25 protein-coding genes are annotated in these 26,563 nt (G+C 54.1%); 8 read left to right on the plus strand and 17 right to left on the minus strand.

The features are described from left to right. Positions 1 to 52: 52 nt before the first annotated feature. The 4 genes from ACT6RZ_RS09145 (at position 53) to ACT6RZ_RS09160 (ending at position 7,898) form a co-directional block, all read left to right on the plus strand. Positions 53 to 892 carry an SPFH domain-containing protein gene (locus ACT6RZ_RS09145; protein WP_444701812.1) on the plus strand — a complete coding sequence of 280 codons (840 nt, stop codon included), beginning with the start codon at positions 53 to 55 and terminating at the stop codon, positions 890 to 892. A 187-nt stretch (positions 893 to 1,079) separates the two neighbouring features. Next, entirely contained in the window at positions 1,080 to 4,367 is a 3,288-nt protein-coding gene (locus ACT6RZ_RS09150) for a transglutaminase family protein (protein ID WP_444701813.1), read from the plus strand. A 96-nt stretch (positions 4,368 to 4,463) separates the two neighbouring features. After that, positions 4,464 to 7,001: a circularly permuted type 2 ATP-grasp protein gene (locus tag ACT6RZ_RS09155; protein ID WP_444701814.1), complete on the plus strand. Its 2,538-nt coding sequence runs from the start codon at positions 4,464 to 4,466 to the stop codon at positions 6,999 to 7,001. Positions 7,002 to 7,010: 9 nt separating this feature from the next. Further along, complete coding sequence (locus ACT6RZ_RS09160) at positions 7,011 to 7,898, plus strand: transglutaminase family protein (protein ID WP_444701815.1); 888 nt, start codon at positions 7,011 to 7,013, stop codon at positions 7,896 to 7,898. Positions 7,899 to 7,924: 26 nt separating this feature from the next. Here the strand turns inward: ACT6RZ_RS09160 and ACT6RZ_RS09165 are convergent, their stop codons facing one another. Continuing rightward, positions 7,925 to 8,833, minus strand: coding sequence for an N-acetylmuramoyl-L-alanine amidase (locus tag ACT6RZ_RS09165; protein WP_444701816.1), 909 nt, complete (start codon positions 8,831 to 8,833; stop codon positions 7,925 to 7,927). Positions 8,834 to 9,130: 297 nt separating this feature from the next. On the opposite strand from ACT6RZ_RS09165, the gene ACT6RZ_RS09170 reads away from it, so the two are divergent. Next, positions 9,131 to 9,790 (plus strand): HAD family hydrolase, encoded by a 660-nt coding sequence (locus ACT6RZ_RS09170; RefSeq protein ID WP_444701817.1) that lies wholly within the window; start codon positions 9,131 to 9,133, stop codon positions 9,788 to 9,790. On the opposite strand, the gene tmpT is transcribed toward ACT6RZ_RS09170, so the two are convergent. From tmpT to hpf, 10 genes are all read right to left on the minus strand, one after another. Further along, positions 9,783 to 10,451, minus strand: a complete 669-nt coding sequence (gene tmpT / locus ACT6RZ_RS09175) for a thiopurine S-methyltransferase (RefSeq protein ID WP_444701818.1) — start codon at positions 10,449 to 10,451, stop codon at positions 9,783 to 9,785. The genes ACT6RZ_RS09170 and tmpT overlap by 8 nt on opposite strands. A 60-nt stretch (positions 10,452 to 10,511) precedes the next feature. After that, complete coding sequence (locus tag ACT6RZ_RS09180; protein WP_444701819.1) at positions 10,512 to 11,774, minus strand: hypothetical protein; 1,263 nt, start codon at positions 11,772 to 11,774, stop codon at positions 10,512 to 10,514. A 206-nt stretch (positions 11,775 to 11,980) separates the two neighbouring features. Further along, entirely contained in the window at positions 11,981 to 12,283 is a 303-nt protein-coding gene (locus tag ACT6RZ_RS09185) for a hypothetical protein (protein WP_444701820.1), read from the minus strand. Positions 12,284 to 12,364: 81 nt separating this feature from the next. Further along, the gene (locus ACT6RZ_RS09190) at positions 12,365 to 14,395 is read right to left on the minus strand and encodes a M3 family metallopeptidase (protein WP_444701821.1); all 2,031 of its coding nucleotides are present in this window, start codon (positions 14,393 to 14,395) and stop codon (positions 12,365 to 12,367) included. A 141-nt stretch (positions 14,396 to 14,536) separates the two neighbouring features. Next, entirely contained in the window at positions 14,537 to 16,288 is a 1,752-nt protein-coding gene (gene ptsP, locus ACT6RZ_RS09195) for a phosphoenolpyruvate--protein phosphotransferase (RefSeq protein ID WP_444701822.1), read from the minus strand. Then, positions 16,289 to 16,558 (minus strand): HPr family phosphocarrier protein, encoded by a 270-nt coding sequence (locus ACT6RZ_RS09200; protein WP_055830364.1) that lies wholly within the window; start codon positions 16,556 to 16,558, stop codon positions 16,289 to 16,291. Between the two features lie 12 nt (positions 16,559 to 16,570). Further along, positions 16,571 to 16,978 (minus strand): PTS sugar transporter subunit IIA, encoded by a 408-nt coding sequence (locus tag ACT6RZ_RS09205; protein WP_379033058.1) that lies wholly within the window; start codon positions 16,976 to 16,978, stop codon positions 16,571 to 16,573. Positions 16,979 to 17,001: 23 nt separating this feature from the next. Beyond that, the gene (rapZ, locus tag ACT6RZ_RS09210; RefSeq protein ID WP_444701823.1) at positions 17,002 to 17,883 is read right to left on the minus strand and encodes an RNase adapter RapZ; all 882 of its coding nucleotides are present in this window, start codon (positions 17,881 to 17,883) and stop codon (positions 17,002 to 17,004) included. A gap of 19 nt (positions 17,884 to 17,902) precedes the next feature. After that, positions 17,903 to 18,853 (minus strand): HPr(Ser) kinase/phosphatase, encoded by a 951-nt coding sequence (hprK, locus tag ACT6RZ_RS09215; RefSeq protein WP_444701824.1) that lies wholly within the window; start codon positions 18,851 to 18,853, stop codon positions 17,903 to 17,905. A gap of 138 nt (positions 18,854 to 18,991) precedes the next feature. After that, the gene (gene hpf / locus ACT6RZ_RS09220; protein WP_379058759.1) at positions 18,992 to 19,318 is read right to left on the minus strand and encodes a ribosome hibernation-promoting factor, HPF/YfiA family; all 327 of its coding nucleotides are present in this window, start codon (positions 19,316 to 19,318) and stop codon (positions 18,992 to 18,994) included. Between the two features lie 293 nt (positions 19,319 to 19,611). Here hpf and ACT6RZ_RS09225 point away from each other — a divergent pair, with 293 nt between their 5' ends. Further along, on the plus strand, positions 19,612 to 20,241 hold the full coding sequence (locus ACT6RZ_RS09225; RefSeq protein WP_444701825.1) for a PEP-CTERM sorting domain-containing protein: 630 nt from the start codon (positions 19,612 to 19,614) through the stop codon (positions 20,239 to 20,241). Between the two features lie 124 nt (positions 20,242 to 20,365). Here the strand turns inward: ACT6RZ_RS09225 and alkB are convergent, their stop codons facing one another. From alkB to ACT6RZ_RS09255, 6 genes are all read right to left on the minus strand, one after another. Next, positions 20,366 to 21,001: a DNA oxidative demethylase AlkB gene (gene alkB / locus ACT6RZ_RS09230; protein ID WP_444701826.1), complete on the minus strand. Its 636-nt coding sequence runs from the start codon at positions 20,999 to 21,001 to the stop codon at positions 20,366 to 20,368. Positions 21,002 to 21,055: 54 nt separating this feature from the next. Next, positions 21,056 to 21,976 carry a hypothetical protein gene (locus ACT6RZ_RS09235; RefSeq protein ID WP_444701827.1) on the minus strand — a complete coding sequence of 307 codons (921 nt, stop codon included), beginning with the start codon at positions 21,974 to 21,976 and terminating at the stop codon, positions 21,056 to 21,058. Beyond that, the gene (locus ACT6RZ_RS09240; protein ID WP_444701828.1) at positions 21,960 to 22,370 is read right to left on the minus strand and encodes a hypothetical protein; all 411 of its coding nucleotides are present in this window, start codon (positions 22,368 to 22,370) and stop codon (positions 21,960 to 21,962) included. Before ACT6RZ_RS09240 ends, ACT6RZ_RS09235 begins: the two co-directional genes overlap by 17 nt. An 87-nt stretch (positions 22,371 to 22,457) precedes the next feature. Beyond that, positions 22,458 to 23,057 carry a hypothetical protein gene (locus tag ACT6RZ_RS09245; RefSeq protein WP_444701829.1) on the minus strand — a complete coding sequence of 200 codons (600 nt, stop codon included), beginning with the start codon at positions 23,055 to 23,057 and terminating at the stop codon, positions 22,458 to 22,460. A 57-nt stretch (positions 23,058 to 23,114) separates the two neighbouring features. Further along, positions 23,115 to 23,681 carry a hypothetical protein gene (locus ACT6RZ_RS09250; protein WP_444701830.1) on the minus strand — a complete coding sequence of 189 codons (567 nt, stop codon included), beginning with the start codon at positions 23,679 to 23,681 and terminating at the stop codon, positions 23,115 to 23,117. 420 nt (positions 23,682 to 24,101) lie between these two features. Then, complete coding sequence (locus ACT6RZ_RS09255) at positions 24,102 to 24,479, minus strand: DUF6232 family protein (protein ID WP_444701831.1); 378 nt, start codon at positions 24,477 to 24,479, stop codon at positions 24,102 to 24,104. A gap of 186 nt (positions 24,480 to 24,665) precedes the next feature. Between ACT6RZ_RS09255 and ACT6RZ_RS09260 the strand changes: the two genes are divergently transcribed. Both ACT6RZ_RS09260 and ACT6RZ_RS09265 read left to right on the plus strand, forming a co-directional pair. After that, on the plus strand, positions 24,666 to 24,821 hold the full coding sequence (locus ACT6RZ_RS09260) for a PEP-CTERM sorting domain-containing protein (protein ID WP_444701832.1): 156 nt from the start codon (positions 24,666 to 24,668) through the stop codon (positions 24,819 to 24,821). Between the two features lie 495 nt (positions 24,822 to 25,316). Continuing rightward, positions 25,317 to 26,549, plus strand: coding sequence for an MFS transporter (locus ACT6RZ_RS09265; protein ID WP_444701833.1), 1,233 nt, complete (start codon positions 25,317 to 25,319; stop codon positions 26,547 to 26,549). Positions 26,550 to 26,563 lie beyond the last annotated feature (14 nt).

Here is a 26,563-nt window from a genome sequence, read left to right on the forward strand (position 1 = left end):
ACGAGTCGCCTGGTCATATGCGGCTCAAACATTGTTAATTGAAGGAGTACACATGGAAATCAGCATCATCGTGTTGATACTGGCAATCATTGCCATCGTCAAAGGTGTTCGTATCGTGCCGCAAGGTGAAGAATGGGTGGTTGAGCGTCTGGGTAAATTTGCCGGCATCATCAGCCCCGGTTTGCATGTGATCAATCCGGTATTGAGCCGGGTCAGCTACAAGGTCACCACCAAGGACATCATCCTGGATATCCCCGAACAGGAAGTGATCACCCGCGATAATGCAGTGATCCTCGCCAATGCGGTGGCTTTTATCAAGGTTTCCAATATTGAACGCGCGGTGTATGGCATTGAAAACTTCAGGGAAGCGATGCGCAATATGGTGCAAACCAATCTGCGTTCTATTATAGGCGGCATGGATCTGAATCATGCCCTCACCTCGCGCGACCGCATCAAGACTGAACTCAAGATCGCCATCGCCGACGAAGCCCTAGATTGGGGCCTGACGGTAAAAAGTGTAGAGATCCAGGATATCAAGCCTTCAGCCAATATGCAGCACGCGATGGAACAGCAAGCCAGTGCCGAGCGTGAACGTGTGGCCGTGGTCACGCGTGCCGAGGGCGAGAAACAATCGCTGATCCTCAACGCGGAAGCACGCCTGGAAGCAGCGCGTAAAGATGCAGAAGCGCAGATGGTGGCAGCCAATGCCTCCGCAGAATCGATCAAGATGATTTCTGAAGTGGTCAAAGAAAACAATACTTCAGCGACCTTTTTGCTGGGCGACCGCTATATTCAGGCGCTGCAAAAGATCAGTGGTTCGAACAACAGCAAGATCGTGGTGCTGCCTGGTGATGTGGTCAGCGCGGTGAAAAACCTTGTAGGCAGTAAATAACAAACAAGTAAGCAGCCAACTGTTTTTTTGTTAGTCTGACCCCGAACGCGGCGAATTTTAATCAGTTTGCCGCGTTTTTTATTTCTATTGCAATGGCCCCACTTCTGAGTGTTGCCTGATCGCCAACGACAACTGGCATATTTCCTGCATCTCACTGCTTAAAACAATCATACACAGAGGGGTCGCAGTGGCAATTCGCGTGGCGCTACATCACCGCACCAGTTATACCTTTGACCGCCTGGTCAATCTTTCTCCTCACGAAGTCCGCCTGAAGCCAGCCGCGCATGCGCGCACGCCAGTACTGGCCTATTCACTGACGGTGACCCCAGAGCAGCACTTTATCAACTGGCAGCAAGACCCTTACGGTAACTATATCGCGCGTTGTGTATTCCCCGAAATGGTGCGCGAACTCGATTTTACGGTCGATTTGGTGGCGGATATGACCGTCATCAATCCGTTTGATTTTTTTGTCGAGAAATATGCCGAGCAATATCCATTCAATTACACCGAACAGCAGGCATTCGAGCTGACCGCCTATCTGCAGCCGGATGTGCCAGGCCTGTTACTGCAAAACTGGATAGAAAAGATACGCAGCCAGGTGATCAGGCCGGGCATGGGCATCGTTGATTTCCTGATGGGTGTGAACCAGTGCCTGCAAAACGGCATAGGCTACACGGTGCGCCTGGAGCCCGGCATTCAAACGCCGGAAGAAACCCTGCAAAAGCTGACAGGCTCGTGCCGTGACACCGCCTGGTTGCTGGTGCAGATCATGCGCCATCTGGGGCTGGCAGCACGCTTTGTCTCCGGCTACCTGATCCAGCTGAAAGCCGATGTGGCAGCGCTGGATGGCCCTAGTGGGACGGATAAGGATTTTACCGATCTGCATGCCTGGACCGAGGTCTTTATCCCGGGTGCGGGCTGGGTAGGGCTGGACCCGACTTCAGGCCTGATGGCGGGCGAGGGCCATATCCCGCTGGCCTGTACTGCGCTGCCCTCATCCGCCGCGCCGGTGGTGGGTTACACCGATGTCGCTGAGGTCACCTTCAGGCATGAAATGACAGTGACACGCATACATGAAGACCCGCGTGTGACCATGCCTTATAGCGAGCCAGACTGGCAGGCCATCGTCAAACTCGGTGACGAGGTCGACGAGCAACTGCTGGCTATGGATGTGCGCCTGACGCATGGCGGCGAACCCACCTTTGTGTCTATTGATGATATGGATGGCGCGCAATGGAACACGCTGGCGCTGGGCGAGCATAAACGCGAGCTGGCCGGCAAGCTGGCATTGCGCCTGAAATCGCAGGTGGCTGCGCATGGCTTTTTGCATTACGGCCAGGGCAAGTGGTATCCCGGAGAGGCCTTGCCAAGATGGGCTATCAATATCTATTGGCGCCCGGATGGCAAACCTGTCTGGCACGATGCCAGCCTGTTTTCTGCCGAAGGGGTGGATGATGGCTACACGCTGGTGCAGGCACAGGCATACACCAATCACCTGGCGGATATGCTGGGCTTTCCGCAAGCCTGTGTGATCCCGGCTTATGAAGATGCGCTGGCGCTCACCCTGCAAGAGCAGCAGTTACCCGACAACCTGGACCCGCTGCAAGTGGATCTGACTGACAGCGCCGAGCGCAAGCGCCTGGCGCAAGCGTTGAATCAGGGTCTGGGCACGGTGGTGGGTTTTATCATGCCGCTCAAGCCGGACGAAAAGCGCAAGGCCGGCGCATGGCTGACCAGTAAATGGCCGTTACGCCGCGAGCATCTGTACCTGCTGGCGGGGGATTCGCCCATGGGTCTGCGCCTGCCACTGGCATCGCTGCCCTGGCAACTGCCTGCTGATGTCGAACCTGATTTCCCGCTGGACCCGTTTGCGCAAACCGCTGCCCTGGGCGAAAGCTCGGCGCCTGTGGTGCGCCTCAAACATAAAACCGCACAGCCCTCGGCGCGTGAGGTGATACACACCGCCTTGTGTGTGCAGGTGCGCAAGGGCAGGCTATATGTGTTTATGCCGCCTGTCACTCGCCTTGAGGACTATCTGGATCTGTTGAATGCGCTGGAGCAGACCGCCAGCGACCTGAAACTCAAATTGTGGCTGGAGGGCTACACACCGCCACGTGATAGCCGGCTCAGGCTGCTGAGTGTGACGCCGGACCCGGGTGTGATAGAAGTGAATATCCATCCTTCGCGCAGCTGGCAGGACCTGGTGAGCAATGTCAGCATGCTGTATGAGCAGGCGCGGCTATGCCGGCTGGGCACCGAAAAATTCATGCTGGATGGCCGTCACACCGGCACCGGGGGCGGCAATCACGTCACCCTGGGTGGCGAAACCGCAGCGGATAGCCCTTTGTTACGCCGTCCTGATGTGCTGCGCAGCCTGATCACTTACTGGCAACATCATCCGGCGTTGTCCTATCTGTTCTCGGGGACGTTTATCGGCCCCACCAGCCAGGCCCCGCGTGTGGATGAGGCGCGTGACGACAACCTGTATGAACTGGCTATCGCCTTCCAGCAAATGGAAAAAGTGCTGACGCCGGGCAAGGAAAGCAAGCAGCCCTGGCTGGTGGACAGGCTGTTGCGACATTTGCTGGTCGATCTGACTGGCAATACGCACCGCGCCGAGTTTTCCATTGATAAACTGTATTCACCCGATGGCCCGACCGGGCGACTGGGGCTGGTAGAGTTCCGCGCTTTTGAAATGCCACCCCATGCCAGGATGAGTCTGCTGCAGAGCCTGTTGCTGCGTGCGCTGGTAGCGCGTTTCTGGAAGCAGCCTTACACCGGCAAGCTGGTGCATTGGGGCACAGAGTTACATGACCGCTGGATGCTGCCGCAATTTATCGCGCAGGATATGGCAGATGTGGTGAATGATCTGCGTGCAGCCGGTTATGCCTTCGAGCAGCGCTGGTTTGAGCCGTTTATCGAGTTCCGCTTTCCGCGCTATGGCACGGTGGCCTATCACGGCATTGAAATGGAGTTGCGGCAAGCGATAGAACCGTGGAACGTATTAGGTGAAGAAGTCTCTGCCGGGGGCACGGCGCGCTATGTGGATTCTTCCGTCGAACGCATGCAGTTACGCGTGCGCGGCCTGACAGAAGGCCGTTATACGGTCACCTGCAATGGCCGGCCCTTGCCCTTGCAAGCCACCGGCGTGGCCGGTGAATATGTCGCCGGGGTGCGCTTTCGCGCCTGGCATCCCTGGTCGGCGTTGCACCCGACCATAGAAGTGCAGGCGCCATTGGTGTTTGACCTGGTAGATACCTGGAACCAGCAGTCACTCGGTGGCTGCACTTATCATGTCGCGCACCCTGGCGGCCGCAATTACGATAGTTTCCCGGTCAATGCCAATGAAGCCGAAGCGCGGCGTTATGCGCGTTTCTGGGCGCACGGGCATACGCCAGGCACTATAGCTATCGTCAAGGAAGCAGCTAACCCACGGTTTCCGTTCACGCTGGACCTGCGCTGGCAGGCCAGTTAGGAACCTAGTATGCGACAATGTCCTCTATGATGAGTAGTTGAGTCTCACGCTTTAACCGGATTTTTTATAACTGGATTTTTTATATAGATCATCAGCATGCAAACAGTGCTTAACCAGCTGTATTTTACTGACCGCTACAACGAGCTGCTGGATAGCAATGGCCAGTTGCGCCCGCACTGGCAGGCGCTGGTGGCGCAGCTGGAGTCAGAAGCGCCCACCGCGATGCGCCAGCGACAGGAGGCGGTGCAGCGCCAGGTGCGTGACAATGGCGTGACCTATAACGTCTATGCCGATACCCATGGCGTGCAAAGACCGTGGGACCTGGATGTGCTGCCGCTGATCATAGACCAGGATGAATGGCAGCATATCGCCGCTTCAGTCGCGCAACGTGCCACCCTGCTGAATAAGGTATTGCTGGATGTCTATGGCGAGCAGCGCCTGCTGGAAAGCGGGCAACTGCCGCCGGCGCTGGTTTATGGCCACAGCGGCTTTTTACCGACCTGTGTCGGTATCCCGCATTACGACAACATCGCCCTGCATAGTTATGCCGCTGATATCGCCCGGGCACCCAACGGCCAGTGGTGGGTGGTGGCTGACCGCACGCAGGCGCCCACCGGGGCCGGCTATGCGCTGGAGAACCGCACCATTATCTCTGGCGCTTTCCCCGAACTGTTCCGCGACCTGAATATAGAGCGCCTGAGCGGTTTTTTTGCCAGCATGCGTGACAGCCTGGCGTACTGGGGGCACAGGGTGGCGGAGAACCAGGCGCTCACCGTGCCCGAGATCACGCCTTTGGGCGCCGGAGAGCCGCCGCTGGTGGTGATTCTGACGCCTGGGCCATACAACGAGACCTACCACGAACAGTCATTCCTGGCTGGTTACCTGGGTTATCCGCTGGTGCAAGGCAGCGACCTCACCGTCAGGAATGGCGTGGTCTGGTTAAAAACAGTGGCCGGGCTCAAGCCTATACATGCCATCTGGCGCCGCATTGATGATGATTATTGTGACCCGCTGGAGCTGAATGCCGAATCGCTGCTGGGCGTGGCGGGTCTGGCGCAGGTGGCAAGGCTGGGCAATGTCATGATCGCCAATGCCCTGGGTTCCAATCTGCTGCAATCGGGTGCTTTGCTCGGTTTTTTACCCAAGCTCTGCCACTCGCTACTGGGCGAAGAATTACGCATGCCTTCCGTTGCTACCTGGTGGTGCGGCGAGCCTGCGGCGCTGGAATATGTGATTAATAACCTGGATTATCTGGTCATACACCCGGCATATCCGCAGGTGCAATCGTCACCGCTGTTTGGTGAAGATTTAAACCCCGAACAAAAACAGTCATTGATCGCCAGGTTGCGCGCGCAACCTGACCACTATATCGCGCAGGAACGACTGGATATTTCGCATGCGCCGGTGCTGGTCGATCACCAGCAAGCGCAGATTAGTTCGCTGGCGGTGAGTTTAAGGGTGTACGCATTTGCCACGCCCAACGGTTATGCCATCATGCCCGGCGGCCTGGCACGCGTGGCCAGTGGTAAAGATGCGCGTGAAGTCACCATGCAGCGCGGCGGCACCAGCAAAGATACCTGGGTGTTGTCGCACCACAACCAGCCACCAGTCAGCCTGTTGCGTAAAACCAATTCCAGCCGTGACCTGGTGCGCGAGAACACCTATCTTTCCAGCCGCATGGCAGAAAATCTGTTCTGGTATGGCCGCTACTGTGTGCGCAACCTGCAAAAAGCCATCATGTTGCGGGCGACCATACGCGCTCTGGTGGAATACACGCCTGACACCCGCGCCGGTGAGTGGGCCACCATGCAGGGTTTGTGTCAGTGGTTCGATCTATTGCCCACCGCTAAAGACGAGCAAGCCCTGGCAGCGTGGCAACCATGGACAGATGACGACATCGCACCTTTGCTGATAGAAGCGGTGTTCTCGCAGCAATCCGCCAGCCTGGCGACCAGCGTGCAACAGTTGTTCCAGCAGGCGTTCAATCTGCGCGAGCGTATCTCCAACGATCACTGGCGCACGGTGAATACGCTGTCGCGCCAGTTCATCACCCGTCATCCGCAGCCCAGCCTGCAAGATGCCATGGCGGCGATCGAGCTGGCGATCAATCATTTTGTCACCCTGACCGGCTTTGCCATGGACTGGATGACGCGCGACCTGGGCTGGCGTTTTATGTCCCTGGGTCGCCGCATCGAGCGCCTGCAATTCATGTGCGTGTTGCTCAGCCGCGCCTTGAACATGCCCGAGCAGAGTAACCTGGAGTGGTTGCTGCAGGTGACCAATAACCTGGTGACTTATCGTGCCCGTTACGCGGCGCAGCCGGAATGGTTGCCGGTGCTGGATCTGTTATTGATGGATGAGAACAACCCGAACGCCATCGTGTTCCAGATCAGGGGCTTGCTGAAATACCTGGAAGAAATGGACGCCCAGGATAATGCCGGCGGCATTGCCGGTGAACTGCGCGATTGCTGGCAAGCCTTGCTCCAGCTGGATGCTGACCAGTGTTTCCACGCCGCCGACCTCACGCTGGCCGGTTGGCTCAATCGCACCTATCACGTCACGCAGTCGTTGTCGGACCGGTTGAATCTGCGTTTTTTCAGCTATACCAGTCCGCATGCGACGCCGGGCTATTAAGAGACAAACATGCGCTATCAAGTCGAACACCGCACCATTTATAGCTATGATATCCCGGTGATACAGTCACAGCAGCTGTTGCATATGATGCCGCGCGAAACGCCTTATCAGCAAAGTGTTTCTTACACCCTGGTGTGTGAGCCGCAACCGGCCGAGCAATCGCGCCGCCTGGATTTTTTTGGTAACCATAACGATTATGTGACACTGCTGACCCCGCACCAGTCATTGCAAGTCACTTCGCGTTTTCAGGTGGATGTGCTGCCACGCCCGACCATGGCGGCATTCACGCAAAGCCCGGCCTGGGAACAGGTGCAAACCACCTTGCAGTCGCAAAGCAGCCAGCATATAGAGGCCATGCGCTATCTGTATTCCACAGTCAAGGTAAAAGGCAGCGAGGCGCTGGCCGATTTTGCGCGGCACAGTTTCACTGCACAGCGGCCATTGCTTGAAGCGGCCATGGCACTGACGCAACAGATCTACCAGGAGTTTGAATTCGACCCGCAAGCGACTGATGTCGCCACGCCGCTGGATGAGGTGCTGAAAGGCAAGCGCGGTGTCTGCCAGGATTTCGCCCACCTGATGATAGGTGCCATGCGTTCACTAGGGCTGGCTTGCCGCTATGTCAGTGGTTACATACTGACGCATCCACCCGCAGGCCAGCCACGCCTGGTGGGCGCCGATGCTTCGCATGCCTGGGTCTCGGTGTATTGCCCGGTGTACGGCTGGGTCGATTTTGACCCGACCAATAATTGCCTGGTGCAGCACGAACATATCACGGTGGCCTGGGGCCGCGACTTTGGCGATGTTTCGCCTATGCGCGGCGTGGTGCTGGGTGGCGGACAGCAACAACTCGACGTCAGTGTCACCGTCACGCCGCTGGAATATGCGCTGACCTGAGTGCTGGTTGAAATGACACCGCACAGTCAGCCATAACGTTTTTTATACTCCTCCTTCAATAGCTTTCTAAATTCTGTCATGGTCATGGACAAGGCGCCACCAGGGTCATTTTTACGCCAGTGGCCTATGCCTTTTGGGCCAGCCACTTCATCATGACCCAGCACATAATCAAAGTCGAACACCTCAGGGTTATTCGCTTTTGCCCATAGCAGGAATTCGATCAGGCTTTGTTCCTGGGCGCTTGTGTAAGGTAAATAGGCACCGGCCAAAATATTGTCGCGGTTCTGGGCGATCACGCGCACCTTATCCGCGTCCAGCGGTTGTTTGCGGTCTTTGTCCCAATGGGTGTAATACTTGCCCTGATGCGCTTCCAGCCTGCCAGGATTAGTGATTTCGATACCGACCAGAAAGTTGGAAACGCTGCTGCGTTTTTCACCGGCTATCATCCATGCGCTTACGCCGGCATGGTTGCCCCACTGGTTGAGCGGGTTGGCCTGCACAAACTTGCCATCCGTGCCTATGCTGCAAAAGAAATAGTTGCTGCCGGAGATGGCGTCAATGGCATTCTGCAGGCCCTTGCTGTATTGGCCGGCGGTAAAGTGCACGATCGCGCCGTAAGGGTAGCCCCTTGGGTATTCACCCTTGGCGGCACGGCGTATATCAGTGCGTATCAGTGCCTCCGGGTACCACAGCTTTTTTTCGCCTGGCGGATAACGCTTTTTTTCGGCTGATCCTCCCTCTGCTGTTTTTGCATCCGGCTGCTGGCTAGGGCGGTCAGGTTCGGGCGGTGCAAATTCCTGCGGTATCGGCTCTCCTAATAACTGTGAAATGATTTCAATCTGGCTCAGGGCCAGCGCATCGACTTTAGGGTCGGCGGAGAGTCTGGCGATCTGCATGGCTGACCATCGCAGGGTATATAGCTTGGCTTTATCCATTTGAGGCTCCTTGAAAGTGCATTGTTATCGGCTTGCGGCGCAAATGCGCGCGGCAAGTTTTCATGGCAGGACTTTTCATCACAGGACTGGGCATAACATGGGCAGTACGCACTGGCGCATGCCGGGTTTATATTAGCCAAGCTTGTTTTACACAGATAGCTTGCGGCTCTTTTTTGCGCCTGCAAAAAGCAAGTTGTTGTTATTTAGTCTGTTTTTTAGTGATAGCGGCATAGCCAGGCAGGCAATCGCGTTAAAATAGCGGTCTCTCTCTTTTTTCTGACCTGCCGAGAAGTTGAAGTGATTAAAGCAGCTATTTTCGATATGGACGGTCTGTTGATCGATTCCGAACGCATCATCATGCAAGGCTGCATACAGGCTGCCGCCAGCATAGGCATCACCTACACGCAGGCAGAATATGTAGAGCTGGTCGGTCGGGTATGGGCCGATTCCACGCGCCTGATGACCCAGCAACTGGGCAGCGAAGAAAACTTTCAGCATGTGATGCAGGGTCTGAACACCTATCTGGATGCCTGCAACCATGTGTTTCCGCTCAAGCCGGGCGCGCACAAGTTACTGCAGTTTTATCAGTCGCAAGGCATCATCTGCAGTGTGGCGTCGTCATCGCCCACCCCGCATATCACGCATCGCTTGAGCCACACCGGCGTGCTGGATTATTTTAGCCATGTCACCAGCGGGCAGGAGGTCAGCCGCGGCAAACCCAACCCGGATATTTATCTGCTGGCTTTGCACAAGCTGGGCTTGCAAGCCCATGAGTGTATCGCGTTCGAGGATAGCGAACTGGGCGCGCAGGCGGCGATCGCCGCCGGCTTGCGCGTGGTGGTGGTGCCGGACTTGAGGCAGCCCAGCGATCTGGTACGCACGAATGCGCATCAAGTCGTGGACAGTTTAGAACATTGGCTGCAAAACCATCCATCGCTGGCAGGCTGCGTTATTTAGTTGGGTTTAATAACCAAAGCTTCTCTTCGGCCGGATATTGCCCTTTTAAACCGGTAGGCAATCGCTCATCTGCCAACAGGCTGATACTGTAGCTCTCCCCATAATGGGCGCTGATTTCATCAGCGCTGACATTGAATGGTGGTCCTGGCAGCAAAGATTGGTCGTAATGAAAGCTGATCAATAACTGTGGAGCGCTGTTGGTGATATTGAGCAGGTGGTTGCTATAGGTAACGCGCAAGTCTGCTGGCAATGCGATAAGTGCAGCCCTGTCATAAATCGCATCTACCTGACCGAGCAAGGCTTGGTCTAGCGCAAAAAAATCGCCCTGGAAGATATCAATTTTGACTGCCTGTGGATCAACCGCAGAATAATGCCGTAGCGCACCTGACTGGGTGATGGTCGGTGTTAGCCCTAACTCGGCAAATAATGCATCTACCGCCAGCTGGTTCAACTCGGCGCCGACCACGTGTATGCCTTGCGCCAGCAGCCAGTGTATATCCAGCGTTTTGCCGCACAAGGGGATAAAGATACGTTGACCTGCCTTGAGTGCCAACGCCCGAAAATGTGCGGCTAACAGCGGGTTGACTGACTGCAGGTGAAAACCGATCTGCTGGTTTTGCCAGCGCTGGTGCCAGAAATTGTGCTCAGATTGCATTGCCATCACGCCTTGGTTGTGTGGCACATAGTATAAAGCAGCCGCCACCCACCAGTTTATTTTCGGTTATTTTTGCCCGGCGTGGCTGAGTTTGGCCTGTGCCTCCAGCACGCCTTCTTCCACACCCGCCGCTTCGGTCAGTTTGGCGACATTGTCACGCGTGAAGAAGCCGTTAAAGCCGTTATAGCGTTGCACGTATTCAATGATCAGCGACGAGTGTTCAGAGGCGTTGGAGAATATCTGCTTGAGGCCTTCCTCCTTGGAACCTATCACATCCAGCAAAAAGCCTTTGCCCTGGGCGGCGATCGCATTCACCACAAACTCGATATTTTCCATGCCGTCACGCGAGCCATCTTTGACCGACAGGGCGACATGATGCAAACGCGGGCCATAGTTGCGCACAAAGGTCTCGGTGGGCGAAGGCAGCTTTTCCAGATGGTTGACGAAGTAGGGCGTATTGTTGGCAGTAAACACCTTGGCCGGGCTTCTGGTTTCAGAAAAGCCATGCACGCTCTTGGTCACATTGGTCGAGGAGTTCTGGTCCCAGATATTGTAAGCCCCCCAGAAGTAATAGCTGGACCAGGATAGATACTCGAGGATGGCCACTTCGCGGTTCTGGCTATACACCCGGGTGGCCAGGTGGTCTACCGGCAGGATCAGATCATCAATGCGCAGTTTCGCCTGCAGGTTCTTGGCTTCATTGTAAGCGGCGTGTACATCCGCACGTATGGTGCTGATGCCCAGCGCATACACACGCAGCTCCCCCGGCTCGCGCTTCATGTAACCGATGATGTTGTGGGTATAGGGCGAAGGTTTGCTGATGGCGACATTGCCTGGCAATTCCAGCTTGCGCACTTCGTCCTGGGTAAAAAAACGGAACTCGCGCTCCTCCTGCAGTTTGACCACCTCATGCATATTGGTCACACGTATGATCTCGCCCATATAACGGCTGTTGGGTTTGCGTGCACCTACCGGGTAGATTTCATTCAGGGAGCGGAAAATGCCGCGAAAGTTGGGGTCTTTGACCTCACGCACCAGCAGGTCAGGTGAATCCAGGTCTATGCGCATCACATGCGTCCAGTGCTGCTCACTCTCCAGGGTGACCAGGTAGTGATACGAAGTCATCAGCGACAGTTCCGCGATATATTGAATCGAATGGTCGGGGTCCACTGTGATCATCAGGGCATCGATCTCCTGAATCATATCGGTCAAACCAAGCTGATCACGTTCCTCCAGCAATTTTTGCAGATATTCCTCAAAAAAAGCCGAGTTCTGTTTATCGCCATGACGGGCAAACTGGAAGGAATTAAGCGTAGAAGGCGTATTCATAGGCGGTTCACCAGGTTATGCATACCGTTATTAAGCAAAGCTTGTACCTATGACTGAATATTGTATGGATAGTGCAAAAAAGTCTTTTTTGGGCCGAATTTGTAGCGATATTGCAAAAGTCTTAGCAAGAAAAACAAACAGGGCACTAGAAAGTGCCCTGTTTTAGTGCCAGCTGGCGCCAGAAGTTAGCGCGTAACGCGATAGTATCAGCGCGGTTTCAGCGAGCCGCGACGCAGGATAGGGTCGTCAAATGCGATACAGCGCCCGACACCTAAAAAGCTGGGCCGCATGCCCAGCGGGCAACCATTGCTACGCTCAAACTGTTCTACCTTGACCTTGGCCACTTCGGCTTTTTTGGCATCTTTAAACTCCCAGTAGCCATTGGCGTGCAATACCACCTCGTCACCTTCGGCTGTTTTGGCGTGTATATCATCCGCTTCTTCTTTGGCGGCGTAAGCTAAGCCAGGGATGAGCAGACCAAGAAAAACAAATAGATACAAACGAGACATTTTTTATCCTTGCAAGAGATTTAACCGTTTAAGTGTATGGCGTGAAAAAGCTAGGTACGTGACCTGGCTTGATATAAGCAATTAGCTCGCCATGCCATTATGTCTGAGCAAGGCATCCAGGCTGGGCTCGCGCCCGCGGAAGGCGACGAAGGACTCCATTGCCGGGCGTGAACCGCCTTGCGCCAGTACTTCATTCTTGAAACGGCTGCCGGCTTCTGCCGACAGTACGCCCAGTTCTTCAAACAGGCTGTAGGCATCGGCAGACAGCACTTCGGCCCATTTGTAGCTGTAATAACCGGCCGAGTAACCACCGGCAAAGATATGGCTGAAACTGTTGGGAAAACGGTTCCATGCTGGCGGGCGTAACACCGCCACTTCGTCACGTACCTGTTCCAGTATATCCAGTGCCGTTTGCTGGCTGTCCGGGTCAAAACTGCTGTGCAGACGCATATCGAACAGCGAGAATTCGATCTGGCGCACGGTTTGCATGCCGGCCTGGAAGTTCTTGGCAGCCACCATTTTATCGAACAGCGCGCGCGGCAATTGCTCGCCGCTTTCAACGTGCGCAGTCATATGGCGCAACACTTCCCACTCCCAGCAGAAATTCTCCATAAACTGGCTGGGCAATTCCACGGCATCCCATTCCACGCCTTTAATGCCGGAGACACTGTATTCATCCACTTGCGTCAGCATATGGTGCAGGCCGTGACCGAACTCATGGAACAGGGTGATCACTTCGTCATGCGTGAACAGGGCAGGTTTGCCAGACACCGGCGCCGAGAAATTGCAGGTCAGGTAAGCCACTGGCAGTTCAATGCCGCTGGCGGTTTTACGACGGGTGATGCATTCGTCCATCCAGGCACCGCCGCGTTTGCCATTGCGTGCGTACAAGTCCAGATAAAAGTAAGCGATAGGCTGGCGTTGCTGGTCGCTGATCTCATAAAAACTGGCGTCTTTGTGCCACAGCGGTGCATCTGTCTGGCGCACTTGTACGCCAAAAATGGTTTCGACTACTTTAAACAGTCCGGCTTTGACTTTATCTTCGGGGAAATACTGTTTCACTTCCTGGTCGGAGAAAGCGTATTTCTCCTGGCGCAGTTTTTCGCTGACATAGCCGACATCCCATGCTTGCATCTCGTTAAAGCCCAGTTTGCTGGCATATGCCTTCAGCTCGGCCATGTCTTTTTCGGCATAAGGCCGGGCGCGTTTTGCCAGTGTATCCAGAAAGTCGGTGACCTGCTGCGGTGCGTCGGCCATTTTGGTGGCCAGTGACAGTTCGGCATAATTCTTAAAGCCCAGCAGCTGCGCTTCTTCGCGCTTGAGTTTCAGCAGGTCGGCGATCAGTGGTGTGTTATCCCATTCCGGCTTGCTGAATTCTGAAGCACGCGTGGCGTAGGCGCGGTACAGCGTTTCGCGCAGCGCGCGATTGTCGCAATATTGCATCACCGGCATATAGGATGGGAAATGCAGGCTGAACAGGTAGCCTGTCTTGCCTTCCGCTTTGGCGGCTTCGGCCGCGGCTTGCAAGGCGTCTTCGGGCAAGCCGTTCAGCTCGGCGGCGTTTTCGACGATGTGTTTGAAGTCGTTGGTGTTATCCAGGATGTTTTCTTCAAACTTGCTGCCGGATTTGGACAGCTGTTCGGCGATCTCCTTGAAGCGTGCTTTTTCGGCGGCCGGCAATTCGGCACCGCCGAGTTTGAAACCACGTACTTCGTTCTCTATGATCTTCTTTTGCGCCGGGCTGAGCTGCGCGAATTCGCCACTGGCCTGTATGGCTTTATATTTGTTATACAGGCGTTCATCCTGGGATAGATCGCTGTAGAAATCTGTCAGTTTGGCCAGGTTGTCGTTATAGGCTGTACGCAGTTCAGGCGTATTCACCACCGCGTTCATATGGCCTACCGGCCCCCAGCTGCGTGAAATTTTTTCAGAGAAGTCTTCTATAGGCTGCACAAAATTATGCCAGCTGGCCTGTTCGCCTGAAGTTGCCAGCTGCTCCACCAGGGCGCGGCCTTCGCTGATCAGCTGCTCTATCGCCGGCGATACGTGTTCTGGTTGTATCTGGTTGAATTTTGGCAGGCCGCTAAAACTGAGTAATGGATTCGTGCTCACAACATGTCCTTTAATGAAATGCGATATCGCTAATGGTCAGATGGCTCATTGGCCCTAATGTTCGCAGTTTGGTGATTGTATATTCTGATGATGGTGATGAGTTTTGTTAAATCAAGCCATGGGCGGATGTCTTTGGCCTGCTCAGGCAAACTCGCCATTGAATTTTCTGATCAGCGGTTCGATTTTCTCCAGGTCGCTCAGTGACAGTATCTTTTTCGCCTGTCTGGACAATATCGCTTCTTCACATTGCAGTATCTGTGATTTCACGCTGAGTATCTGCGAGGGATGCATGGACAGTTGCCGCATGCCAAGGCCTACCAGCAAACGTGTCAGCTTGATATCTCCCGCCATCTCGCCGCATACCGAAACTGGTTTGCCATACTTTTCCGCCGCCTGTATGGTCAGCTGGATCAGTTTTAATACGGCCGGATGCAAGGGGTTGTACAAATGCGCCACCGTGTCATCGGCCCTGTCTATCGCCAGGGTGTACTGGATCAGGTCATTGGTACCTATGGACATGAAATCCAGCTCCTGCGCGAACGCCTCGGCGTTGATCGCGGCAGCCGGGATCTCTATCATGCCACCCAGGCTGATCTGCTCATCAAACGGGATATTCTGCTGCGACAATGAATCTTTGGCGCGCTGCAACAGCAGCTTGGTCTGCCGCAGTTCGGCCAGGGTGGAGAGCATGGGGATCAGTATCTTGACCTTGCCGTAGTGCGAAGCCCGCAACAAGGCCCTGAACTGGGTATGGAAAATATGCGGTTCAGACAGGCAATAGCGTACGGCGCGCAAGCCCAGTGCCGGGTTGGTCGCGGTGACGATCTCGTCAGAATGTAATTGTTTATCGGCGCCTATATCCAGGGTGCGGATAGTGACCGGATGGCCTTTCATGGCTTCGGCAACGTGTTTATAGGCTTCAAACTGCTCCTGCTCGCCCGGCATCTCACTGCGGTTCATAAACAGGAATTCGGTACGATACAGGCCTACGCCCACTGCACCCGAAGCCTTGGCGCTGACCACATCTTCTGGCACCTCAATGTTGGCCAGCAGGTCTATGGCAATGCCATCCACGGTGACGGCTTTGGTGGTTTTGATGCGTTGCAGTTTTTGCTGCGCCAGTTGCCACTGGTTCTGCTTGAGCTGGTATTCAGAAAGCACTTCAGGGTCAGGGTTGACGATCACCACGCCCTGGGTGCCATCGACTATCATCAGCTCGCCATCGTTGATCAGGTCACGCGCACGCTGCAAGGCCACGATAGACGGGATATTCAGGCTGCGTGCCAGGATGGCGGTGTGCGAGGTGATGCCGCCTACATCGGTGATAAACGCCGCAAACTGGTGATGCTTGAACTGGATGGCGTCGGCCGGCGAGACATCATGCGCGACCAGTATCATGGCGCGTTCCTGTCTGGCCTGCTGTTTCTTTTCGCTGGCGTCCAGCTGGTCGCGGCCTAGCAACACCTTGATCACGCGCTCCACCACCTGCACCACATCGTGTTTGCGCTCGCGCAGATAGGGATCTTCGATCGCCTCGAACTGGGCGACGATATCGTCCATTTGTTGCTTGAGCGCCCACTCCGCATTACAGCGCTCATTCTGGATAATGGCTTTGGGCGCCTCGGAAAGCGCCTTGTCACTGAGCATGGCCAGGTGGGTATTGATAAATGCGCTCAGCTCGGCAGGTGCGCTGGCCGGCAATTGCTGTTTGATCTGTTCCAGGTTGTTCTTGACGATAGCTATCGCGCTTTCAAAACGTGCGATCTCTACCGGGACAGCCGTCGCCGGCACTTTAAAATGGACGACTTCGAGTAAGGCATGGGAGATCAGGTGGGCATGGCCGATAGCAATGCCACTGGAAACCCCGACACCGTGCATGCTGAAACTGGTCAATTATTCACCCTCGCCGAAATAATTGTTGATCAGGGCCTGCAAGGCAGTGATCGCCTGTTCTTCATCTGCGCCTGTGGCTTCGATCTCAACGATGCTGCCCTTGGCAGCAGCCAGCATCATCACGCCCATGATGCTTTTGGCATTGACGCGGCGGCCGTTTTTTTCTATCCAGACTTCGCTTTTAAATTGGCTGGCAGTCTGTGTCAGTTTGGTTGAGGCGCGCGCATGCAGGCCGAGCTTGTTGATGATTTCTAAAGAAATTTTGGCCATAGGATGTTGGAGTTATTGTGTGTGATGACAAGTTGTTTTGGTAAAGTGGACCACCCCTTCGCGGCCACCGCTCAGGGCTTTGTCTATGCAGGCGTGCAGGCCTTCATGACGGTAATTGAGCACGCGCACCAGCATGGGCAGGTTGACGCCGGCCACGCCTTCGGTCGCATCCGGCGTCAGCAGCCGGGTGACTATATTGCACGGCGTGGCGCCATAAATATCCGATAACACCAGTACGCCCTGGCCGCTATCCAGTGTTTTCACCAGGGCTTCGGCTTTGGGCAATATCAGGGCTGGGTCATCGTGATTGGATATTTCCAGATAATCCAACTGGGCCGGGCGATTTCCCATGACATGGGTTGCGCAATCAATCAGGCTCTGGCCGAAACTGCCATGCGCAATAATCAAAACACCAATCATAGTCTACTTTCAGAGTTCGTTATTTAAGGGGATACCACCACAGCCACATCCTGTAATTCCCGATGCCGGATCATTACCTGGTGCAGTTGCTTGAAATATGCCCCCAATTGTTCCACCAGAAAGACGGAACGGTGTTGCCCCCCTGTGCAGCCTATGCCAACCGTGACATAACTGCGATGGTCGTGATAAAAGCTTGGTAGCCATTTTTCTATATAGTGCTGAATATCATGCTGCATTTCAAGCACCATGGGTTCATTTTGCAGAAATTGCTGTATCGGCGCCTGTTTACCATTATAAGGGCGCAAAATCAGGTCGTAATGCGGGTTGGGCAGGCTGCGCACATCAAACACAAAGTCGGCATCGAGCGGGATGCCATGTTTAAAGCCAAACGAAATAAACGACAGCACCAGGTTGTGCGGGCGTACTTCCTGAAAGCCCTGTTCTATCTGCAGCATCCAGTCACGGGTGTGGTTGCGCAAGGCATTGGATGACAGGTTGCTGGTGTCGACATGGTGGCCTATATTACTCAGGCCAGACAGCAGGTCGCGCTCGTGCGTGATGCTTTCTGCCAGCGCCTGGCTGGGAGTGCTCAGTGGGTGTTTGCGCCGTGTCTCTGAAAAGCGTTTGACCAGCGTTTCATTGTTGGCATCCAGATACAGCAGGTGAAACTCTATACCCTGCGTTTTCAGCGTTTGCAGGATATCCGGCAGCGACTCGATCGCGATACTGCGGCTATCGATGCTGACCGCCACTTTGGCCGAGTTCTGGTCAGCCACATGGTTCTGGATATGCGGTAGCAGGGTGGCCGGCAAATTATCGATACAGTAATAACCGCTGTCTTCAAATACGCGCAGCGCAATGGTTTTACCCGAGCCGGATAAGCCAGTCACAATCACCAGTTGCATCAGCGTGACCACCTGTTTGTCATCGTAATTTGCTCTCTCTCAGCATGATTTGTTTTTGCCGCTGCGTCAGTTGTTTGGTCGCATTGACGCCACGCAATAACAACATATGGTTACGCACAGCGGCTTCTACAAGTACCGCGATGTTGCGCCCGGCGGCGATGGGGATGATGACTTTGCTGATCTCAACATCCAGCAGGCGTTCTGTGTGGCGGTTGGCGCTCAGGCGGTCCAGTTCCAGCGGGTTCATTTCATCGGCCAGCTCCAGCTGTATCATCATATCCAGCGGCTTGGTCGGTTTGACCGCATTATCGCCATAGAGTGCGCGTATGTTCAGAATGCCCAGGCCGCGTACTTCGAGGAAGTCCTGCAATAGCTCAGGGCAGCGGCCCTCTACGCGCTCTGGGGATATGCGGTAAAAATCGACGATATCATCGGCGACCAGACGGTGGCCGCGCGAGATCAGCTCCAGTGCCAGCTCGCTTTTACCGATGGCGGCACTGCCGGTGATCAGCACGCCGAACCCCTGCACCTCCATGAACACGCCATGCAGGCTGGTGGTTTCTGCCGTTGCTACCGCCAGATAATGGCTGAGCAGCTCCATCAGCTGCGGGCTGATCATGGGGGTGGTGAATAAAGGCACCTGGCTTTGCTGCGCGGCTTCCAGCATGGTGGGCGGCACCTGCTCGCCGTTGGCGACCACCACCATGGCTAGGTCGGTTGAAAACAGGTTGGTCACTGCCTGTTGCAGCGCAAGTATGCTCAGGCCGCCCAGATAATCCATTTCTGCACAGCCCAGCACCTGTACCCGGTTCGGGTGGACAAAATTCAAATGGCCAACCAGTGCCAGTGAAGGTTTGGTGACGGTGCCGGAGTTGAGGATTTTTTTGCCGCCTGATTCGCCAGCCACCCATTTCAATTTGAGTTTTCCGCGAATTTGCTTGTACAAGTCGGCCACTGAGATTTGTGCCATGTATGGTCCTGAACCAATTGCAACAAAGAGACTGGGCTTATTTTACAACTGAAAGTTGTTGCTGGGGAGTGAAACGAGGTAAAAGTGAACCGGGAGGGTGAATTCTCTACCCGGAGGGTAGAGAAGTTGAAACAAAAGTTAAGCGCTCAACTGGTGCTTCACAGCACCGCCAGATTTATGATGGTCGCCGTGTTTTTCCTTGTGTTTCAATACCTGACGGTCAAGTTTGTCAGTAAGCATGTCGATGGCGCTGTACATATTCTCATCGGTGCAGGCAGCGTGCAAGTCGTTACCTGGAACATGTAGCGTGGCTTCAACCTTTTGGGCGAGCTTTTCAACAGACATGGTGACTTTGACATCAATCACGTGGTCGAAGTGATTGCTGATGCGCGAAAACTTGGATAAAACATACTCGCGCAAAGCCGGAGTGATTTCTAAATGATGTCCTGTAAGTTGTAGATTCATGACAAACTCCTTTGGTTTAAAGATCCCATCCTGTTCTCAATTGCCTTATCAACTGGGCGGCTGGGACAAGTTCAGTGTACTCCTTTGAAATGCAGATGCAACCCGGAATAGCGCCCGATTCTTGATCTTAATCAGCAAAATCACTGGTTTTTTTGCCCCAAATGTTGTGATTTCGCCCACCCGGAAAAGTAATTTAAAGTCAGGCCCTGATTACCTGAACGGGCTAATGACAAGCACTCGATCAGCGGAGTAAAGTGGCTGTTCGTGATAAAAAATATTTAAGGGGATAGCTAATGCGTAAAGTTTCAGTAGCCAGTTTTCTAGTACTGGCCTTTGCTGCTGTAAATGCACAGGCCGCAGCCGTAACCTTGATTAATGATGGATTTGAAGCTTCATGGACAGGAACCACTTTAGTCGGTTCAGATGGTAATTGGACTTTTAACTATGGAACCACTGGCCCTAACGTTGGTTGGACTTTTGGAGCAGGCACGGGTGTTGCCACATCTAACTTTTTAGCAGCGCAGGAAGGCAGTCAATATGCTTTCTTGCAAACGGCTACCGGCTTTCTTAGCCAGACTTTTAATGTGAGTCAGGCTGGGAATGCTGATCTTTCATTTTTTTATGGCTTACGTCCTAACTATGCAGCTGGTCAAGCGCTGGAAGTGTATTTGAATGGTGATTTGTTAACGACTCTTTCAACGCAAACTGGCTGGACCAATGGCAATCTGTCATTAGGCTTTCTGAATGCGGGTAACAATACCATTGCTTTTAAAGGCACGGGTGGTCTGGGCGGTGATACCACTGTTTTTCTGGACAGAGTGGCAGTGAATATCACCAACGTACCTGAGCCGACCTCAGCGTTGATGCTGTCATTGGGTCTGGGTGGTCTGCTGTTAGCCCGCCGCCGTAACAGCAACGTTTAATCAGCGCTGTTCAGTAGCAAAAGATACCTGGCAGGGGTTTACATCGCCAGGTATTTTTATTTGATGGTTCTGGTTTCCATTCGGCGCCTTGCTTATGCTGTGCTTGCCAGTGCAGGCCTTTCTACTAGCGTGCTTTTCTCAAGGTGAGGTTGATACGTTGGGCCCCCAGCAGCGGGTGCGTAGCGGCTTTCACCTGTGCCACGCCATGATAAAAGCGTCGGCTGGCGCCACCCCACACCACTATATCGCCATGCTGTAACGGTATTCTGACCGGCTTGTCGCTACGCTTGCCACCGCCAAATAAAAAGGTGGCCGCAATACCCAGAGACAGCGAGACGATAGGCTGTGAAAAATCCATTTCATCTTTGTCCTGATGCAAGCCCATTTTGCTGCCTGGCGCATACACGTTGATCAGACAGCTATCCGGCACAAAATCAGGGTAGCCGGCCCTGTTTGCCGCTGCCGCCGCCAGTTGTGCGATGACAGGCGGTATCGGCGGCCATGGCAGATGCGTACCCGGCTGGTGTGCGCTGTAAGCATAGCCTTGGCTGTTGCCCACCCAGCCCCAGTCACCCATGCTGCTGGTGCGCACTGACATCAGACCCATAGGCGTCATCATTTGTTGTGCCGGGTGCTGGCATAGATGCTGCTGCACGGCGGGCCAAAGCGCATCCATCACCGGCAAGGCAAAACCGGGTAACCAGCAGGCGCCTGTGGCAAGCGGCACGAATTCGGGTCTTTGTTCGGAAAATAAGTCCATAAGGTCACATTAAGCTAAGGCACATTTAGCAGACACAGCCGGTGTGTTGCTTGATCAGTGCATCCATTCGATACGCACATTCTTTTCCCGCGCCAGTTTTTCCATGCGTGGAATGGCACGCTCAAGCCGGATCAGATAATCTGCAGCCGTCTCCTGATGAAAGCCCAGCACCATGACTGTATGGTGGGCATTCACCAGCTGCTCGAATAACTGTACCAGCTCTTTAGTGTTGGTGTAGTCCGCCAGCGCGGCGTTGTCCGGGTATTCGATCAGATTCATGCTCAGCGCATATGGCTGCTGCAGCGGTGTGCTGTGCGGATGCAGTTTTTTCAGAAAACGTATCATGCTGCTATCCTGGTGCCAGCGTCCGCTGAGCAAACTGGCAGGGACATTCGAGCTATCCCAGACAAAACGGTTCGCTTCCAGCGCTGCCTGTAGTTTTGGCCCGAACTGCCAGCCACCGGCACGAAAGTGGCGTGGCCGCTGAAAGCCATTGGTGGTCAGCAAGTCACTGCTACATGCCACCAGTTTGGTTAATTCCTGCTGGCTGTAAGCGTATTCCAGACTGACCGAATAACCACAGCTGGTGTGAGCGCAATCCTCCTGCGCATCTGCAATCGATGGCGTTGCCTGAAAGGTGACGCCGCAATGTTCGACCAGAGAGCGCATGGCATGCACATGCAGGCCTACCGTATCATGCGCGAGAAAAGTGCTGCGGATATGGCTGCCTGTCTGTGCGCGGTTCACGTCCGGCTGTATGAAATAGGCCGGATTGATCAGGTGCAACAGGGGGATATACGGAAATTTTTCGCGAAAGGCACGCATGCTCTCCAGGTTATCCTCTTCCAGCGACAGCCCTTCCCAGTCTACCGTGACCCATAGCTGCATGCTGTCTGCAGACATGCCTGGCAAAGGCTGCAGCAATCCCAGCAGCATCAGCAGAGCCAGTAATGTATGGCTAAGGCGCTGCAGCATCTTTGTCCTGAACAGGCTGTTTCAGGGCCTGGTTGTGCCTGACGCCCATCCACCAGAACAAACCGCCGCCCAGCAGGGCCGTCGCCACGATAAACAGGCCCTGCGACTGAATCTGCCGCAGCGTTTCCTGCTTGTCCAGCGGGCTGAGCATAAACAGGAATGCGATCGCCGCACAGACCAGTGCAGCCATCATGCAGGCTTTAAGTCCCAGCCATTGTTTGCGGTAGAGCAACCAGAATAAAGGCAGGCCTATGACCAGCACGAAAGGGTAGGTGAGGTAAGCGATCATCAGGCTGACCACCAGTGCATCTGCATATGGCTGGCCGCCGAATAACACACACATGCAAGTGATCGCCAGGGCCGGCGCAATCAGGAAAGCTGCGATCACTCTCAATATGCTTGTCTCCTAGCGCGTGGCAGACTCCTGCACCAGCGGCCTGATATTCACACTCTGGCCGTCTGAGAGTTCAGGCGGGCCAGACTAATCCTGGGGACATTTTATCGTGTGATTGACCATTTTGCCATCTACCAGTTGTATGGTCTCTTCGCCGAGACGGCATTTCTTTTCGGCGTCCATTTTCCACGCGTTCTTGTAGATCTCGGTGTAATTGACCCTGTCCCATGACCATATCGACTCACTGCCGTGCGTCTCGTCGGTGTAGGCTTCCTTGATCTTTCTGTAACCGTTCAATTTCTTGTCCAGCACTTCAACCACACGGGTGGCCGGCATATGCCAGAGCAGTTTTGCAGTACTGCCTTTGGCCTGCAACAGCCAGACCGGGCAAGTTACCGCGTTGCACAAACAGGTGTGGGCAGGTTTCACCAGATAGGCCCTGGTCGATTTATTCAGGCTGATGAGCTCGGCTTCAAACAGCTCATGCGGTTTGGCCTCCTGGCAGCTTGCCATAGACTCGCGGCTGGGCTGTTTGCTCAGATAGTTAATGAGATGAGTGGGGATCTTGGCCGGATTCTTGAAGCGTTCTTTGCTGTCAAAAGTATCATCTGCCTGGGCAGTCGCCGAACCAATCAACAGCAAGCCCAGGGTTGCGATGGTAGTAAATGATTTTATGCTTGCTAACATCTGTCGTTATGCCTTTTTGCCTGATACGCCGCTGATATAAGGCGCAATCAATAAGAATTAAATTTTAAGACAGTCATTCGATGTCTTGATCCACTTGCCGTCTTTCAGTGCTTCGATTTCTGCTTCGTTACATTCCCGCTCCGCATTCCACACCCAGACCTGATTGTAGATCTCCTGGTACTCGGCGCCATCCCACACATAACGCACCTCGTAACCATGGCTGAGCAAGCCGCCTGACACCTTGATGTCGGGATAGCCCCTGGTTTTCCTGTCCGAGAATGTGAGCAAGCCCGCCATCGGCGATTCGAAAATCAGTTTCGCCACCGCAGGATCAGGTGCGGGTGCAGCCGCAAACACCCACATCGGGCAGCCGTCGCTAGTGCAAAAACATCTTGAGCGTGGTTTTACGACCAATGCTGGCACCGATGAGTTCAAATCCACTGTTTTTGCTTCAAACGCCCTGCTGATATTTGCCGCGTGAGCTTTGCACTCGGGAAAGCCGCTTTGGATCTCCTGTGCCAGATAGCTGAGTACAGGCGCAGGGATCACCGCCGGCTGATTGATCGCCTGGTCAGCACTGATATAGTCGCCGGCGAGCATGGGCGATGATAGTGTAAGCAGCATCAATGTACTGGCAAATAAAAATAGGCGCATGCTGATGATTGTGAGTTTTAACAGGGTCGCGGCAACTTCGCAGTCGCTATCGCCTGGCCGGGCTGCTGATAAAAATGCTTATTATAAATGCTGTAGCGATACGGTCTTCTATTATCTCTGCAGTTCTGTGCAGGCACACCGGCATGGGTCTGGCTGTTTTTGCAGAGATGCACAGATCTATGTTTGCAGCAGGTGGGTGAAAACCTGGGCGTGACCATCAATGCATGAATAGCAATGCATAAATAGCAATGACAGTACGCAAATGGGTGCTGAGTCGTTATGCCGCCGCCAGCATCACCGAGCATATAAGCAAAAAAAACCTCTAGTTAAGCTAGAGGCGAGGAGGAGGGTGTATTCGGGGGATCCGATTGAATTTTGTGCTGCGTAGTGCTACTCTGGCGACCCTCTCAGGGCGATAGCCACATTTAACGCTGTCAGAACATTCTCAACGTCCAGAATATTCTCGCCTATAAAGGCCTGTATATCTCCGGCCACAGTATGAATCACCACTGCATATTTAGGCGTTGCCAGCAGCCAGACCATGCCGCCGTAGACCATGGAAAAAAAGCCTATGTAGGGCAGGTTGCCATTGCCGAACAGCAGTGCCAGACCACCCAGCAGGCACACTCTGGCAAAGGTGAGCTTGGGTTTAAGCGTTTTGGACTCAACAGTGGTGACGTTCTTGATCGCGATAGGCGTGCCGTTCACAATAAAGCGGGTATTGCTGACGCTGATGCCCTGATGGCTAAAGTAAATGGATTCTTCCATAAGTCACTCCTGTGTTGTCATCCAGATGTGTTAACATTATATTACTATAAATTAACGCATAATAACAACCCATAAAAGCAACTATATAGTCCTTTAGTCTTAGCCAAAGCGGGTCATTGTTGTAGCTTTGCGCTCCTCATAGAATATCCTTGGCCTTACCTCTAACAATAACAAGAGAATAATAATATGTTTCAAAAATTGATTTTACTCATCACCATGATCACTTCCATGGTCGCGAATGCGGACCCAGCTTCCAGTTCACCCGTGCCTGAGCCCGAGAGCATCAGCTTGATGTTGCTGGGATTAGGGCTTATCGGTGTGATCGTGTTCAGGCAGAAATAGGCCAGGCGGCGCTGGTATCGCCAGGCCCTATTGAGGTGCGCTTTACCGGCTTGTTATTCAGAGAATGTGAGCATTGCGATCACTGCCAGCAATAAGGCACTTGTGATCGGAAATACCTTGATCATTAAATATGTCTGCCATAGCAACCTGAGTATTATGAGTAGCCCTGACCAATACAAGAAACGCATGATTATTTTTATATAATTATTCATGAATATTCTGCCTATCGAGTTCCGAGAGCCGATATGCCAGTTTGACTATGGCCGCTGGTTTCATTACAAGTCGCTTGATTAAAAAAGAGGGCGGGTGCGCCCCATCTATATCGGCAGAGTCGCACGAGGTCAACGACGGCTCATCAGCGAATAGACTTCGCATACTGCCTGATTCACCGCACCCGCACGCTATTGTAGGATAATCCGTGGCACTCACATAGCACAGACTGGCAAAGGATTGCTGACTATCAGGGCGCCAGGTCGGATAGCGTATAATGCGCACATGTCTTTATCCGTTCGTCAGATTCTGGCCCATCAGGGCTTTGCCTTCCCCAAGTTGCTCGCTTTTCGTATCATGATGGTGCTTTCTTACCAAATGATGATGGTCGCCATAGGCTGGCATATTTACGAACTGACGCACGACCCGTGGTCACTCGGGCTGATAGGCCTGGCCGAGGTGATCCCCTACATGAGCAGCGCCTTGTTTCTCGGCCATGCGGTCGATCACTACTTTTCACGGCGCGGTTTTGCCATAGTGTCGGCGCTGTTTCTGGCGTTGAATGCCGCGATGCTGGTGCTGATCACCCAGCATCAGCCCGCGCATACTGTGATGTGGATCTATGCCACAGTCGCGCTGACCGGCTTTGCGCGTGCGCTGATCTCGCCCAGTTATAACACCCTGTTTGCACTCATCATCCCGCGCGCCTCTATCGCCAGGGCATCTGGCATAGGCAGCTCCATGTTTCAGATCGGCCTTATCGTCGGCCCGGCGATAGGTGGCTTGCTGGTGGGTTTTGCCAATAAATACGTGGCCTATGAAATATCTGCCTTGCTGGCGCTGGGCGCTGCAGTGGCGGCGATGACCTTGCGTGTGCAAGAGCATCGCAGCCATGCACCGATGAAGGTTTTCGCCAGCATCGCCGAAGGTTTGCGTTTTGTCAGGCGCACCCAGGTCGTGCTGGCAGCGCAGTTGCTGGATATGTTCGCCGTGCTGTTTGGTGGCACGGTGGCCATGCTGCCTGCCTTTGTGCATGACGTCTACCACATGGGCCCGGAAGGCTTGGGTGTGTTGCGCGCTGCGCCGGCGGTGGGTGCCATCGTCACCGGCATCTGGCTGGCCAAAAAGCCCATACATCAGCATAGTGGCCGCTGGTTGTTGCTGGCGGTAGCCGGGTTTGGTCTGTGCATGATCGCTTTTGGCTTAACCAGTACCTATTGGCTGGCGATAGTGATATTGGCGATTTCCGGCACCATGGATGCGGTGTCGGTGATCTTGCGGCAAACCATTTTGCAACTGGCGACCCCCGACGGCATGCGCGGGCGGGTGTCTGCCATTAATGGGATCTTTATCGGCTCTTCCAATGAACTGGGCGCGTTTGAATCCGGCCTCACGGCCAGACTGATGGGGCTGGTGCCGTCGGTGATCTTTGGCGGCTGCATGACCATTGCGGTGGTCGGGGTCACCGCTGTTAAAGCACCAAAACTGCGCGATCTGCATCTGTCGGAACTACATTAACCAGCGGCAATAGC

The sequence above is a fragment of the Methylophilus sp. genome (assembly GCF_052437885.1).
GTDB lineage: Bacteria > Pseudomonadota > Gammaproteobacteria > Burkholderiales > Methylophilaceae > Methylophilus.